The organism is Halorubrum xinjiangense, from assembly GCF_049604745.1.
GTDB lineage: Archaea > Halobacteriota > Halobacteria > Halobacteriales > Haloferacaceae > Halorubrum > Halorubrum xinjiangense_A.
In genome coordinates this window covers 2,370,145-2,384,113 of sequence record NZ_CP187140.1, presented here as the reverse complement: position 1 = coordinate 2,384,113, position 13,969 = coordinate 2,370,145, and the positions used below count along the sequence as shown (strand labels likewise).

The window sequence follows — 13,969 nt, the reverse complement described above, 5'->3', positions numbered from 1 at the left end:
ATCATTTTTAAATTTCGGCTGCTCGTTTATAAATAGTCAAATCCGGATCAGGGGAGAACACCACCAAAACCCCAGCTGCTCGTTTATAAATAGTCGAGTACGGATCCACCGCGAACATCTCCAAAGCCCCAGCCGGGAGGCGGGCGCACGCTCGCTGCGGTCCTCGGTCGCTCGTTTCACTCGCTCCCTGTGGTCCTTACGTCGCCTGCGCCCGCCTCCCAGCTGCCCCTTTGAGTCCCGCCCCGCACCGCACAGCACCGCAGCCTCACACCTCCCCAGCCTCGCGGCTCCCTTCGGTCGCCGCGTCCCTCGCGCGTGCTCCTCGCGCCCGGTAGGCGCTCGGAGGCACGCGCCGACCGCATCGCCGGTCCACTCGGTCCAGCAAATCGACTGTCTCTCCCGCACAGAGCATCCGCGAGCGAAGCGAGCGGTTCACCGACGGCGAGGCGAACGCCGAGCCGTCGGCTTTTTCCCACCAGGTTTTTCGAGGAGCGGTTCCCGAAGCGAACGAAGTGAGCGAGGGAACCCGACGAGAAAAAGGTGGTTAGGCGTCCTTCGCGCCCTTCACCGTCTCGCGGACCGCGTCGACGCCCTCGTCGTGGAGCAGGTCGCCGACGACGATCACGTCGCTGTGGGCGGCCATCTCGTTGGCCGACTCGTAGTCGTGAATGCCGCCGCCGTAGAAGAGGGTGGCGTCGTCTAAGGCGTCGTGGGCGGCCCCGACCTTCTCCGTGTCGCCGAAGGTGCCCGAGTACTCGACGTAGACGATCTCCTGGCCGAACATGCGCTCTGCCACCTTCGCGTACGCCGCCACGTCGTCCGCGGTGAGGTCGCAGTCCGCCTCCGTCAGTTGGGCGACCGACGCCTTGGGGTTCATCACGATGTACGCCTCGGTGTGGGTCCGGCTCCAGTCGAGGTCGTCGATGCGGACCCACTCCTTGTGCGCGCCGGTGATCCAGAAGGGGCCGCCCGCGTTGAACACGGTCGGAATCAGGTAGCCGTCGAGCGCCGGGGAGTCGATCACGACGCCCGGGTTCGACGGCTCCTGATACAGCGGCACGTCGTACTCCGCGGCGGCGTCGACGACGCGCGTCATCTTCTCCGCGGTGACGTCGAGGGTCCCGCCGATCTCGATCGCGTCCGTCCCGGTCCGGCAGACGTCCTCGAAGGTCTCGCCCGCCCGGAGGTCCTTGTCGGGGTCGACCTTCAGCACGTGGTCCCAGTCGTCCCACGGGTTGGTCATCGGGCGAGACTCCACCGGGCGAGAACAAAAAGGTGCGGAACCTACGCCGCGCTCAGAGCAGGTCGTCGAGCGCGTCGTTCTCGAACGCGGCCGCCGGGTCGGGCTTCTCCTCGCGCTCGTCGCGGACCGCCTGCCTAGCGCGCTCCAGGAACGCCTCCACGCGCTGTGAGCGCTCGACGCCCGCGAGGAGGACGAGCGCGGCGATCCGGTCGGACTGAAGCGGGAAGTCGCCGCCGCGGACCTGCATCGACCCCGTCTCCTCTTGGAGCCACTTCCGGGCCTTCTCCGCGCCCTTCCGGGAGATCCGGTCCGGGTCGCCTGCGACCGCAACGAGGGCGGCGTCGGCGTCGGTGGCGCTCGGCAGCGAGAGCCCGGTCATCACCGCGCTACGAACCGCGCTCGTCACCGTGGTAACGTTCTCTTCCGGGTCCTCGGCCGCGGGCGCCGACGCGAACCCGACCGCGGCCATCCCGCCCGCGCGGAGCGTGTTGATCACCTCGCTCGTGTCGACGACGGACTCGCCGACGCCCTCGACCGCCTCGCCGGCGGCCAGGATGAGCCCGATCCGCTTCGCCATCGAGGCGTTGATCGCCTCGTAGCCGCCCTCCATGGACTCCCCCGAGGAGCGCCACGCGTCGTTGTCGAGGAGGATCGTCGCGTCCGCTTCGCGGACCAGGGTCTTCAGCGACCGCCCCGCGTTCACCTGGTACATCGTCCCCTCGTCGCGACCGGGGAGGATGCCGACCGCGTAGACCGGAACGTCGTACACCCGGTTCAGCTCGCGGACGAGGACCGGCGCACCGCCGGAGCCCGTCCCGCCGCCGAGCCCGGCGACGACGAGGATCGCCTCGGCCTCCGCGGTGACCTTCGGCGCGAGCGCGTCCAACACCTCGACGGCGTCTTCGTCCATCACTTCCGCGCCCAGTTCGTTGTCGCCGCCGACGCCGTGGCCGTTGACGCGCGACTGCCCGACGAGGACCGTTTCGAGCGGGAGCGGGTCGAGGTCGGCCGCGGCCGTGTTGACGGCGAGCGCGTCGATGACCGCGCCGTAGCCGGCGTCGGCGTCGAACTCCGCGAGGGCGGTCGCCAGCTTGCCGCCCGCCTGTCCGACGCCGAGGAGGACTGCCTTCATGCGGGGACGTACCAGCCCCCACGACAATACCCTTTCCCCGAGGTTTAAGAGTGAAACCGCGGGCAACGGGTCGCATGACCGATCACGCGCGGGGCGCCGAGCCGTCGAGAACGGGAACGGAGACGGCGCCGACGGGGATGGAAACCGAGGCGACGGCGGGAGCGAACGAAGCGGACGATCCGAGCGATCGGATCGAGGCACGGCTCAGCGCGGTCGAGCGCGCAGTGACCGGGACCGACGCGCGCCCGGCGGACGCTGCCGCGGAGGCGGAGGCGACCGCCGAGCGCGAGCGGCTCGAATCGCGGCTCGACGACCTCGAGGAGCGCGTCGCGGAGCTGGAGGCGGCGACGCAGGCAGTTCGGGGATACGCGGGGGCGGTCAGGGCCGTCAACCGCGAGGTCGAGCGCCGAGCCGACCTGGCGCTCGCGCGGGCGACCGAGGCCGGGCGAGAGAGCGGCCGAGACGGCCAGGGCGACAGGGCCAGTCGGGGCGCCAGCGACGGGGCGGGTCAAATCGCCAGCGACGGGACGGGTCAAGACGGCGGGAGCCGCGAGCCCGATCGAGGCGCGAGAGACGGGGACGGTCCCGGCGGTGCGGTTCCGTCGGAGAGTGCCCTCGACGCCGCCCTGCCGGACGACCGGCCGACCTCCGGACCGCGAACCGGCAACGGCGAGCGCGACGAGGACGACGGAGACGGCGACGACGGCGCGTGGGCGACGGACGCGCTGGACCGGCTCCGGGAGTCGCTGTGAGCGCACCGTGATCCGCGTGGTCCTCACCGTCCTCGTGGCGGTCGCGCTGCTAGCGGCATCGATGCCCGCGGTCGAGACGGCCCGGACCGCGACGACGGGTGAGCGGATCGGCGCCGAGGCGGACCGGCTGGAGCGGGCGATCGGCGGCGTCGTCGCCGGGTCGACGCCCGTGAGCGACCCCGCGATGGCGGCGCAGACGACGGTCCTCCTGCGAGTTCCGACGGGATTCGCCGCGGCGGATGTCGACCGCGTCGCGCTCGTCGAGCCGCCGGACCGGCCCGGCGGCGTCGCACTCGCGTATCGGATCGACGACCGGCCGGAACGCACGCTCCGCGTCGGCACTGGGCCCGCGGAGACGGCCGTCGACCTCGTCGGCGGACCGATCGAGCTCTGGCCGGGCGGGGCGAACCGGATCCGGATCCGGTACGTCGACGACGAGGGGCCGACGGTCCGGATCCGTCGGGTTGGGTAGCACCGGTCGATCGGAACCCGTCGCGTCGGAGAGTTCCGGTCAACAGAGGGGAACCGGGAGGGCACGCCCAAGCGATCGTTTATATATCAAACCGCGACCACGCCCGCCATGAACCTCGGTCTCACCGAGCGGATCGCCGGCGACGACGGCGAGACGCCGCTCCGGCGGCTTCCGTGGGTCGACGACGACGCCGGCGGGTGCCGATGCGAACCGACGTTCCTCGAGCCTGTGGGGACGGGCGTCGAGGACCGGGTCGTGCTCGACGTCGACGCCGACGGCTGTCCCGGACGCGGCGACCTGGCCGCGAGCCCGGACTGCCTCGCGACCGTTATCGCGGCGCTCACCGACCGGGACGCGAACGTGATCAGGACTCGACACCGTGGGCGAGAGCGCTCCTACGCCGACCGCGCGGCCGATCTTCTCATCGCCGCGGGACGCTTTCGGGAGCGGATCGGGTTCCACGAGGAGCGGCTCGCCGACCGGGTGGCCCACGACCCGCTCGGCGCGGCGGCGGAAGCGGCCGGACGCGCGGGTCCCGCGAGGCGGATCGCGACCGAGACGGGGCTGCTGTCGGCCGCCAAGGAGCTCACGGGTGACGTGGAGGGAGCGGAGATCGACCGCGACCTGAACGAGTACCTGCGGGCGCACGTCGGACCGACGGCCGCGACCGCGCGTGTCGCGGCCGCGCCGCCGCCGGGCGCGACGCTGGTCGACCGCTGGACGGTCTCGACCGGAGCGACCGTCCGCCTCTACGAGGGCGACGCCTCCCTCAGGACGTACCACCTCACGCCGCCGAGCGCCGACCTCGACGCCGACAGCGTGGCGACGCTGGCCGCCGCACGCGACCGGCTGCTCGACGACCCCCGCGGCGGCGACAGGGCGCCCGGGCGAGCGGTACGGTCCGTGGCGGACGACGACGACCCGGTCGCGGACCTGACCGAGGTCCTACGACGACACACCCACGGCTACGGCGCGTTCGAACACGTCTTCGCGGACGATCGGGTGAGCGACGCAACGGTGACGGCGCCGGTCGCGGAGAACCCCCTCCGTGTGGTCCTCGACGGCGAACGGTGTCGGACGAACGTGCGGCTCCCGCCGGAGGGGGCCGCCACCCTCGCGTCGCGGCTCCGGCGAGAGAGCGGGCGGGCGTTCTCGCGGGCGACGCCGACGCTCGACGCGACGATCGGATCCGAGACCGGTCGCGTCAGGGTCGCCGCGGCCACGGCCCCGGCGAGCGACGGCCTCACGTTCACCTTCCGCCGCGGCGACCCGGAGGCGTGGACGCTCGCTCGGCTGGTGTCCGTCGACACGCTCACGCCCGCGGCGGCGGGGCTGTTGTCGGTCGCCGTCGAGCGCGGCGTGACCGGGCTGGTCGCTGGGGGCCGATCGGCCGGCAAGACGACCGCGCTCGGGGCGCTGCTGTGGGAACTTCCCGCCGAAACCCGGACGATCGTCATCGAAGACACGCCGGAACTCCCCGTGGACGCGCTCGCCGACGTCGGGCGGGACGCCCAGCGGCTCCGGGTCGGGGACGGCGCCGAGCTCGCGCCGGCGGACGCCGTGCGAACCGCGCTCCGCATGGGCGGCGGCGCGATAAGCGTCGGCGAGGTTCGCGGCGAAGAGGCGCGGGCGCTGTACGAGGCGATGCGCGTCGGAGCCGCCGGCGAGACAGTCCTCGGGACGATCCACGGCGAGGACCCGGCGGCCGTCGAGGAGCGCGTCGTCACCGATCTCGGGGTCGCCCGCTCGTCGTTCGCCGCGACCGACCTGATCGCGGTCCTCGACGATCACCGCGTCGAATCGATCGTCGAAGTCGGCGACCACGACGACGGGGTGAGCTTCGATCCGCTCTTCGAGCGGACCGAGCAGGGGCTCGTCGCGACAGGGCGGATCGATCGCGGCGAGAGCCGACTGATCGAAGATCTCGCCGCGTCGGACGAATCGTACGCCGCGGTTCGGGAGGCCGTCGGCCAGCGGAGCGACCGCGTCCGCGAGGCGGTTCGAACGGGGCAGATCGCGCCGGCGCGGTACGTCGGAGGCGACCGATGACTGAGCCCCGGTCGACCGTGTCCGACGGACCCCTCCGCTCTGGCGGCGACGACGAATCGGATGTCTCGGAGGAGCTGCGCCGAGCGGTCGCGTTCCTCGGGTGGGGCGTCTCCGCCGAGCGCGTCGTGGCCGTCGGCTATCGAGTGGGCGCAGTCGCCGGCGCGGTCGTCACCGTCGGCGCAGCGCTCGTCGCCGGCGCGGTCGCCGCCGCACCGGCCGGGCTGGCCGCCTTCGTCGGCGGGGTACACGCGGTTCACCGAGCGCCGGTGTGGCTCGCGTCGCTCCGGCGGACGCGTGCGCTCGGCGCGGCGCCGGGGCTCGTCGGACGGCTCGTGTTGCGGATGCGGCTGGACCCCTCGACCGAGCGGGCGGTTCGGTTCGCCGGGCGGACGGGGGACGGACCGCTGGCCGCGGCGCTCGCCCGCCACGAGCGGGGGAGTGCGGACGGGCCGACGAGCGGGCTTCGGGCGTTCGCCCGCGAGTGGCGCCCCTGGTTCCCGGCGATCGACCGCGCCGCGGCGCTCGTTCGGACGGCGGCGACCGCGCCGCCGGAGCGCCGCGGCCGGTGTCTGGACCGCGCGCTCGACGCGACGCTCTCGGGGACGACCGACCGGCTCGCGTCGTTCGTCGGCGCGGTCCGGGGACCGGTCTCCGCGCTGTACGCGTTCGGCGTGCTGCTCCCGCTGGCGCTCATCGCGCTGCTTCCCGCGGGCGCCGCAGCCGGCGTCGCGATCGGTCCCGGCCTCGTCGCCGGGCTGTACCTCGTCGCACTTCCCGCCGGACTGCTGGCCGCCTCGGCGTGGCTGCTCTTCCGCCGCCCGGTCGCGTTCCCGCCGCCGGAGATCAGCGGTGACCACCCGGACGTGCCGGACCGGGGCGGACACGCGCTCCTCGTCGGGTGCGCCCTCGGAGCGGCGGCGGCCGTCGTCGCCGCGCGGGCAGTCGCGCCGTGGGCGTGGCCGGTCGCGGGGGTCGGCGTCGGCGTCGGGAGCGCGCTGTTCGTCGTCGCGCGACCTCGACGGGCGGTGCTCTCGGACGTCCGCGACGTCGAGCGCGGACTGCCGGACGCGATGACTGTGATCGGTGGGGACGTGGCGGAGGGCGTCGCGGTCGAGACCGCAGTCGCGAACGCCGGCGAGCGGCTGGACGGCGCGACCGGCGAGCTGTTCGAGCGCGCCGGACGGCGGAGCGACACACTTCGGGTCGGCGTCCGCGAGGCGTTCCTCGGACAGGGCGGGCCGGCGGCCGCCGTCCCGTCGCCCCGGCTCCAGGGCGCGATCGCACTCCTCGCTGTCGCCGCGCGTGAGGGCCGGCCGGCCGGCGACGTCCTGCTGGAGCTCGCGGATCAGCTGGAGTCCCTGCGCGACCTCGAACGCGACGCGCGCCGCCAGCTGGCGACCGTCACGGGGACGCTCTCGAACACCGCCGCGGTGTTCGCTCCGCTCGTCGGCGGGGCGACGGTCGCGCTCGCGACGGGGATCGACGCGGTCGACGTCGGCGGTCTCGGCGCCGGGGCGGCCGCGGGGGCGGACGCGCTCGGCGGCGGCGGGCTGAGCGGCGGAGGCGGAGCGACCGCCGGCACCGGCGGTGCGGCCGGCGGGAGCAGCGCGGCCGGGGCGAACGGCGGCGCGGGAACCCTGTCGGTGCCGGTGCTCGGACGGATCGTCGGGACGTACGTGCTGCTACTCGCCGCCCTCCTCACCGGGCTTGCGACCGGCCTGGAGCGGGGGTTCGACCGGACACTGGTGGCGTATCGGATCGGTATCGCGCTGCCGACGGCCACCGCGACGTTCCTCGTCGCGTTCGCCGGCGCCGGGCTCCTATTCTGAGACCGGACGGCGGGAGAACGGGGGCGCGATCGAACCCGACCCCGCGCCGATCATTTATATACCAAGCCGCGGCCAGCCGCGCCATGTTCGAGACGCACCTCGACGCCACGTACGCGTGGCTCGGCCTGGCCGTCGTGAGCGTCGCGGCCGTCGGCGTGGCCGCGTCGTTTCCCGCCTCGCCGCCGCCGGACGCCGACGGCGTGGCGCGCACGATCGATTCGGTCGCGGACGGAGAGTACCCGGCGACGGCCGAACACGGGATCGCCGCGGAGCGGCTCCGGCTCTCGGAGGGGTCTGTCTCGCTCGGCGACGATCGGGGGACTGCGCGGGCGACGCTCGACGCTCCGCGGATCACGCCGGTGATCCGGCCGGCGGCGGGGGTGACGCCGGAGGCGACGACGGACGCGCGGCTTCGGCGCGTCCTCGCCGGCGCGCCCCCGGACGCCGCGTTCGACGATCCGGCGGCGCTCGCGGCGGCGGCCGAGCGCGCGCGAGCGGCGGACGCGACGTGGACGCCCGCCCCGGAGCGGATCACGGTTCGACGTGTCCACTACGGCGACGTCCGCGTCACGCTCGTGGGGTGATCTTGCGTGCCACGTGACCCCGTGAGGTCGGACAGATCGGAGACATCGAGGGCGTCGAAGCGAGCTGTCGCGACGTTCTCGACCGCCGACCGCGCCGCCGTGGAACCGACTGCCGCGCTCGTCGCGGTGGTGGCCGTCGGACTCGGGCTGGGGCTGTACGCCGGCGCGTTCGCGGACGCAGCGCCGGACGACGGTCGGTCGGACGCGAGGGCGGCGCTCTACCGCGTCGAGGAGACGGTTACCGTCGGCGGCGTCGTCGACCCCGCGCGGATGCGGCGGGTCGAAGCGCCGGGGACCGCGACCGCGATCGAACTGGAGGCAGGCGGCGAGCGGTGGCTGGCCGCATCGGGGCCTGACGCGCCGGGACCGCCGGAGGTCCGGCCGCCGGACGCGGTCGCGGTCGCCGAGCGGCGGGTGACGGTCCGCGTGGCGCCGGGTCGAAACGTGCGCGGAACGCTCCGGGCGGTGGTGTGGCGGTGACCAGCACCGTCCTCGACGTGACCGTGCTGCTGCTGTGCGTCTCCGCGAGCGTCGTCGCGCTCGGCGCGGCCGATACCGGCGGTCCCGACGGCCCGATCACGACCGACGCCGCGGACCGACTCGTCACCGAGACCGCGACCGTGTCGTACCGCGACGAGAGCGCGCCGAACGACACGCGGCGCGTCCACGCGACCCGCGCGGAGCTGCTCGCTCTGGTCGCCGTCCGCGACGCGGACGGGGCGTTTGACCGCAGCGCCGTCGAGTCGGTCCGCGCGGGAGTCGGTCCGCGGACGCGGGTCGACGTAACGGTCCGACGCGGCCGCGGGAGCGACGCGGACGACGCCGTCGACGCAGCAGTAGACAGCGAATCGCTGGGGGCGGTCAGCATGGCGACGGCCCGGGGCGGAGCGGCGGCGTCTCCGCACTCGATCGCCGGCGAGGCAGTTCCGACGCGGGGGGTCGACGGCGGCGGGCGGGACCGAGCGGACGACGCGAGCGATCCCGAGGTGTCAGTCATCGTCGGCCCCGAACCGCCGCGAAACGCCGGCGTCGCCGTCGCCGTGGTCCGACAGCCGATCCCCGACCGGCTCGGCGGCGAAGGCGACCAGCGCCGGTCGTCTGAGGGCGTCGTTCGGATCGTCGTCCGGAGGTGGTGAGCGTGGGGAACCGAGACCGCGGTCGATCCGCGGACACGGGTCGCGCGCGGACGTTCACCGTCGACGAGCGGGCACGAGTCCCTTTCGCGCTCGTCGGCGTGCTCTTGCTCGTGACGAGCTCGGCGTACGCCGCGGGGCTCGCCGAGCAGGGACTGGTCGGCGAGGACCGCCGCGTCGAACGTGCCGTCGAGCGCGTCGACACCGACGCCACCGCCGCGCTCAGGAGCGCGGCCCGGGAGGCCGCTCACGACACGGCAGCGGAGCCGGTAACGCGCGCACCGGAGGGCTCTGGACCGGCTACCGAAGCGGTCCGCGAGGAGTCCGCCTTCGAGGACGCCTTCCGGGTCCGGCTCGCGATCGCCGGAGCGGAGGCGCTGCGCGCGGTCGAGAGCGACGTCGGCGGCGTCGAGGCGAACGCCTCGCTCCCGGCGGTCGACTCGGCCGACGACCTCGTCGCGGCGCGCGAGCGGGTCAGCGTCGAACCGGCCGCGAACGGGACCGCGACGCGGGTCACCTTCGCGGGCGTCGCGACGACCGCGACGCGGGACGGTCGGACCGTCGTGAACCGGACGCGATCGCGGACGGTCACGGTCGCCGTGCCGACGCTGGCCGCCCACGAGCGGACCGAGCAGTTCGAACGGCGGCTCAACCGAGGTGCCGTCGAGGGGCCCGGACTCGGGCGACAGGTCACTGCCAGCCTCTACGCGATTGCGTGGGCTCGAGGGTACGGCCAGTACGCCGGGGCTCCCGTCGAGAACGTCGTCGCGAACCGCCACGTCGAGCTGTCGACGAACGCCGGCATCGTCCGCGTCCAACGGGACGTGTTCGGGACCAGCGACCCCGACGCGCGCGGCGGCGTCGCGCGAGCGACCGCCCGAACCGGCGTGACCGACCTGCTGTCGCCGACCGGCGTCCGCGAAGCCTCCTGGACGGACGCCGTCCTCGGAGCGCCGACGCCGACAGGCACGGGGGACGGAGAGGGGGGAACCCCGGCCTCGACCGGCGACGAGACGGCGAGCGAGGACGCAGCCTTCGATCCGGGCGCGGATCCGACGAGCAGGACCGCGTCGGTCGAGGTCGGGCACGCGGCCGACCGGGCCGCGACCGAGGTCCACGACGACCTCGAATCGATCGTGCGGGCGAGCCACCGCGTCGAGGCGACCGCGGAGACGGAGACGACGCGGGTGGCCGATGGCGGCCCCGTGACGCCGGACCGCCCCCGATCGCTGCTCGACGAACCGTGGCGACGGGTCGACACGTCGCGGACGGAGCATGTCCGCGTGGTCGACGGGAGCGATCTCCGAACGGGGACCGACGGCGAGACGTTGTCGCCCGGCGAGTCGGTGTCGTTCGGCGGCGCGACACGAACGGTCGTCGTCGAGCGCGCCGCGACCGCGACGTGGGAACGGCGGGTCGTCGAGCGCGGACCGAACGGGACGGTACAGAACGTGAGCGTCGACCGCGCCGTGACAAGCGACGAAGCGACGGACCGGTACCGCGTCCGCGTGACGGTGACCGGGACGTACGCGCCGGGCGACGACGCGCCCGACAGGCCGACGGCGACGTTCGGCGCCGCCAAGGGCGGCGACGTCGACGGGCCGGACCTCGCGGACACCCCGGCGGCCGCGAGGGCGGATCTGAACGTCGAGAGTGACGGCGACGTCGACCGGCTGGCGCGCAACGCCGTCGAAGGAGTCGACGAGACGCGGTCGACGGTCGTGTACGGCGACCGGTCGGACGGAGACATAGACCGGATCGCGAGGGACGTCTCGTCGCTGTCCGAGCGCGTCCGAGAGATTGAGACTGAGGCGTCGATGGCCGACGCCGCCGTCGGCGAGTCGACCCCGTACCGGGATCTCGCCGCGACCGTGCGCGACCGCCGGGACGCGCTCCGCGACGCCCCCTCGAGGTACGACGGCGCGGTCGACCGGGGACGCGTCGCCGCCCGCGTCGCGTACCTCGACGCCGTGATCGCGGAGCTCGAATCGGCGTCAGAAGACAGGAAGGCGGCGACCGACGGCGTGCTCGACCGAGTGAACGACGCGTTCGGCGGACCGCCCGTGGGCGAGGTGATCGCCAGCCGCGAGGCCGCCCGCGATCCGGGGACCTACAGCGTCGGCGACGAAGGGCCGGGCGGCGCCGTCACGTTCGCCCCGGAGGGCTCGCCGGGATATCTCCCACGGACCGCGGTCGACGGCGAGCGCGTCGAGGGCGTCGACGGCACGACGACGCGACCGCTCGCGACCCGGAACGTGAACTACGTCACGCTCCCGTACAGCGACGTCTCCGGGGGGATCACCGACCGGATCCTCGGCACCGGCGACACGGTCCGTCTCGGCGTCGCCGGCCGGTCGCTCCTCGCGGCCGACGAGGCGCTCGCGGCGGCCGACGACGACGACCTGCGCGCCGACCGACGCGCGCTTGCCGGCCGGGTCGACGCCTCGCTGCGACGCGTCGACGACGCGCTGGCGGACCGGCTCGCGGCGCGGACCGACCTCTCACGCGAAGAGCGGAACGCGGTGGTTGAGAACGCCGCGGCCGAGTACGACTCGCTCGGCGACAGGGCCGTCGCGGTCGGCGACGGCGAGTATCCGGATCGCGTCGCGAGCGAGGCGGCGCGGGTCGGGTCTCTGTCGAGGGCCGAGCGGCTCGGGCTCGCGGCGCACCTCCGCGTCGAGACGCGCGAAGAGGCGGGGCGAGACGCGGTCCGTGTTCCGGCTCGGTTCGTCGACAAGACGACGGCCGCGTCCCGCACGATTCGCCGGAAGAAGGTCGAGTCGGCGATCGAGGGCCGCGCGAAGGACGCGGTCGCGTCGGTGCCGGACGAGCGCGTGCCGAAGCCCGTCCGGACCGTCGGGGCGGGACTTCCGGTCGCGCCCGTTCCCGGCTACTGGGTGGCGACGGTCAACGCGTGGAACGTCGAGGTGCGCGGCGAGTATCCCCGGTTCGCCCTCCGCGCGAACGTCGGGACGCCCGACCGCCCGTTCGAGTACGTCCGGGAGCCCGGCGCGGTCAGCGTCGAGGTGGACGGCGAGTCCGTCGCGCTCGGGAGGACCGAGCCGGTCGCGTTCGAGACGCGGACGGTCGTCGTCGTCGCCGTCCCCGCCGGGCCACCGGGCGTCGGCGACGTGGACGGGACGCGCGACGAGACTTCCGGCGGCTGGCCGTGCCCGGGAGCGATGAGCCCGACCCCGGGAGCGGGAGACGGCTGTATGGAGACGTGAGGACCCCGCCGATTGGAGCGTCGAACGGTCGGAACGCGGCCGACCGCAGGCGTTTTGAGACGCGGCGACCGAGTGGCGGTATGTTCCACGAGGTCGTCGACGACCGCAGTTCCGGACCCGACGTCGACGCCGACGAGCCGGCGGCGGCGGATCTGCTCGCCGCTTTCGAAGCGATGGTAACGGAGGCGGCGGCGAGCGTCGGGCCCGACCGACTCATCGGCGAGATAGGACTGACCGAGGCGGACGCGACCGCCGTCCGCGACGGGGATGTCGCGGCGCTCTCGCTCGCAGACGGAGCGGCCGTCCTCGCGGCGGCGAACCCGGACCGCGACGCCGACGCGATGGTGGTGGAGGTGCGCGATCACCTGCTGATGGGGATGGCGACCGCCGTCCTCGACGTCGACGCGCTCGCGGCGAAGATCGACGCCGACCTCACCGGCCAGGAGGTCCAGCAGGCGCTGGAGGGGCGGAGCGCGATGACGCTCGGCCAGCTCGCTGAGATCCTCGCGGTCATCGAGCGCCGGAAGCCATGAGGGTCGTCGTCGTCGGCTGCGGCTACGTCGGACTGGCGCTGGCGGCACAGCTCAGCGCCCGCGGCCACGCGGTGACCGGGGTCCGGCGGTCGGACGACGGGCTCGACGCGGTCGACGCCGTCACCCCCGACGTCGAGGCCGTCCGGGCGGACGCGACCGATCCGGCGTCGCTCTCGGCGCTGCCGGACGCGGACGCGGTCGTCTTCGCGGCCAGTTCCGGCGGGCGCGGCGCCGACGCGGCGCGGGAGGTGTACGTCGACGGGCTGGCGAACGTCGTCGACGAGTACGGCTCGCGGGCCGCTCCGCCGGACCGGCTGGTGTACACCTCCTCGACGGGCGTGTACGGCGACCACGATGGCGGCTGGGTCGACGAGGAGACGCCGGTCGAGCCGACCACGGAGAAGACCCGCGTCCTCGCCGAGGCCGAGCGGATCGCGACCGAGCGCGCGGCCGACGCCGGGATCGACGGGACCGTGGTTCGGTTCGCGGGGCTGTACGGCCCGGACCGGTACCGGCTGGAGCGGTACGTGGAGGGGCCGGTGACGGCCGGCTACCTGAACATGGTCCACCGCGCGGACGCCGCGGGATCGATCCGACACCTCCTGGAGGCGGACCGCGCGCGGGACCGCGTCGTCCTGGTCGTCGACGACGAACCGGTCGACAAGCACGCGTTCGCGGACTGGCTCGCGGACGCCTGCGGCGTCCCGCGCCCGGAGAAGCTGTCGAAGGACGAGCGGATCGCTGCCGGCGACCTCTCCGCGGCCGCCGAGCGCCGGATTCGAACGAGCAAGCGGTGTTCGAACGCGCTGCTCCGCGAGCTCGGCTACGAGTTCGACCACCCGACATTCCGGTCAGGGTACCGGGACGCCGTGCGCGCGTACCGGGCACGGAGCGAGTAGCGCGTCTCGACCGGACGCTCGGCCGTATCGGTGCGTAGAAGCCCGATAACCGCCTATTTTCGTCGGTTCCGTTCCGTCGGAACGGTAACGAACCTTCATGTGTCGGGAGCGATTCG

Annotated in this window: 12 protein-coding genes; 10 read left to right on the top strand and 2 right to left on the bottom strand. The window is 74.0% G+C overall.

What is annotated here, in order from left to right; translation table 11 throughout:
• Positions 1 to 544: 544 nt before the first annotated feature.
• Entirely contained in the window at positions 545 to 1,243 is a 699-nt protein-coding gene (locus ACOZ35_RS13170; protein ID WP_424014006.1) for a phosphoglycerol geranylgeranyltransferase, read from the bottom strand.
• Between the two features lie 52 nt (positions 1,244 to 1,295).
• Entirely contained in the window at positions 1,296 to 2,375 is a 1,080-nt protein-coding gene (locus tag ACOZ35_RS13165; RefSeq protein WP_424014005.1) for a tubulin/FtsZ family protein, read from the bottom strand.
• Positions 2,376 to 2,449: 74 nt separating this feature from the next.
• On the opposite strand from ACOZ35_RS13165, the gene ACOZ35_RS13160 reads away from it, so the two are divergent.
• The 10 genes from ACOZ35_RS13160 to ACOZ35_RS13115 all read left to right on the top strand — a co-directional run bounded on the left by ACOZ35_RS13160 (position 2,450) and on the right by ACOZ35_RS13115 (position 13,853).
• A complete protein-coding gene (locus tag ACOZ35_RS13160; protein WP_424014004.1) occupies positions 2,450 to 3,127 on the top strand; it encodes a DUF7310 family coiled-coil domain-containing protein in 678 nt (225 codons plus the stop codon).
• Positions 3,128 to 3,134: 7 nt separating this feature from the next.
• Positions 3,135 to 3,599, top strand: a complete 465-nt coding sequence (locus ACOZ35_RS13155; RefSeq protein WP_424014003.1) for a DUF7311 family protein — start codon at positions 3,135 to 3,137, stop codon at positions 3,597 to 3,599.
• A gap of 108 nt (positions 3,600 to 3,707) precedes the next feature.
• Complete coding sequence (locus ACOZ35_RS13150) at positions 3,708 to 5,648, top strand: ATPase, T2SS/T4P/T4SS family (protein WP_424014002.1); 1,941 nt, start codon at positions 3,708 to 3,710, stop codon at positions 5,646 to 5,648.
• Positions 5,645 to 7,477 carry a type II secretion system protein gene (locus ACOZ35_RS13145; RefSeq protein WP_424014001.1) on the top strand — a complete coding sequence of 611 codons (1,833 nt, stop codon included), beginning with the start codon at positions 5,645 to 5,647 and terminating at the stop codon, positions 7,475 to 7,477. Before ACOZ35_RS13150 ends, ACOZ35_RS13145 begins: the two co-directional genes overlap by 4 nt.
• Positions 7,478 to 7,560: 83 nt before the next feature.
• Positions 7,561 to 8,061, top strand: coding sequence for a DUF7283 family protein (locus ACOZ35_RS13140; protein ID WP_424014000.1), 501 nt, complete (start codon positions 7,561 to 7,563; stop codon positions 8,059 to 8,061).
• Positions 8,062 to 8,067: 6 nt separating this feature from the next.
• Positions 8,068 to 8,541: a DUF7285 family protein gene (locus ACOZ35_RS13135; protein ID WP_424013999.1), complete on the top strand. Its 474-nt coding sequence runs from the start codon at positions 8,068 to 8,070 to the stop codon at positions 8,539 to 8,541.
• Entirely contained in the window at positions 8,532 to 9,197 is a 666-nt protein-coding gene (locus tag ACOZ35_RS13130; protein WP_424013998.1) for a DUF7284 family protein, read from the top strand. Before ACOZ35_RS13135 ends, ACOZ35_RS13130 begins: the two co-directional genes overlap by 10 nt.
• The gene (locus tag ACOZ35_RS13125) at positions 9,191 to 12,421 is read left to right on the top strand and encodes a DUF7286 family protein (protein WP_424013997.1); all 3,231 of its coding nucleotides are present in this window, start codon (positions 9,191 to 9,193) and stop codon (positions 12,419 to 12,421) included. Before ACOZ35_RS13130 ends, ACOZ35_RS13125 begins: the two co-directional genes overlap by 7 nt.
• Before the next feature lie 80 nt (positions 12,422 to 12,501).
• The gene (locus ACOZ35_RS13120) at positions 12,502 to 12,954 is read left to right on the top strand and encodes a DUF5791 family protein (RefSeq protein WP_424013996.1); all 453 of its coding nucleotides are present in this window, start codon (positions 12,502 to 12,504) and stop codon (positions 12,952 to 12,954) included.
• Positions 12,951 to 13,853: an NAD(P)H-binding protein gene (locus ACOZ35_RS13115; RefSeq protein WP_424013995.1), complete on the top strand. Its 903-nt coding sequence runs from the start codon at positions 12,951 to 12,953 to the stop codon at positions 13,851 to 13,853. Before ACOZ35_RS13120 ends, ACOZ35_RS13115 begins: the two co-directional genes overlap by 4 nt.
• Positions 13,854 to 13,969: the final 116 nt, after the last annotated feature.

Bases quoted from the DNA above. Each gene is read 5' to 3' on its own strand.
- ACOZ35_RS13170 (WP_424014006.1), bottom strand. From the start codon at position 1,243: ATGACCAACCCGTGGGACGACTGGGACCACGTGCTGAAGGTCGACCCC.
- ACOZ35_RS13115 (WP_424013995.1), top strand. From the start codon at position 12,951: ATGAGGGTCGTCGTCGTCGGCTGCGGCTACGTCGGACTGGCGCTGGCG.
- ACOZ35_RS13150 (WP_424014002.1), top strand. From the start codon at position 3,708: ATGAACCTCGGTCTCACCGAGCGGATCGCCGGCGACGACGGCGAGACG.
- ACOZ35_RS13160 (WP_424014004.1), top strand. From the start codon at position 2,450: ATGACCGATCACGCGCGGGGCGCCGAGCCGTCGAGAACGGGAACGGAG.
- ACOZ35_RS13140 (WP_424014000.1), top strand. From the start codon at position 7,561: ATGTTCGAGACGCACCTCGACGCCACGTACGCGTGGCTCGGCCTGGCC.
- ACOZ35_RS13165 (WP_424014005.1), bottom strand. From the start codon at position 2,375: ATGAAGGCAGTCCTCCTCGGCGTCGGACAGGCGGGCGGCAAGCTGGCG.
- ACOZ35_RS13145 (WP_424014001.1), top strand. From the start codon at position 5,645: ATGACTGAGCCCCGGTCGACCGTGTCCGACGGACCCCTCCGCTCTGGC.
- ACOZ35_RS13120 (WP_424013996.1), top strand. From the start codon at position 12,502: ATGTTCCACGAGGTCGTCGACGACCGCAGTTCCGGACCCGACGTCGAC.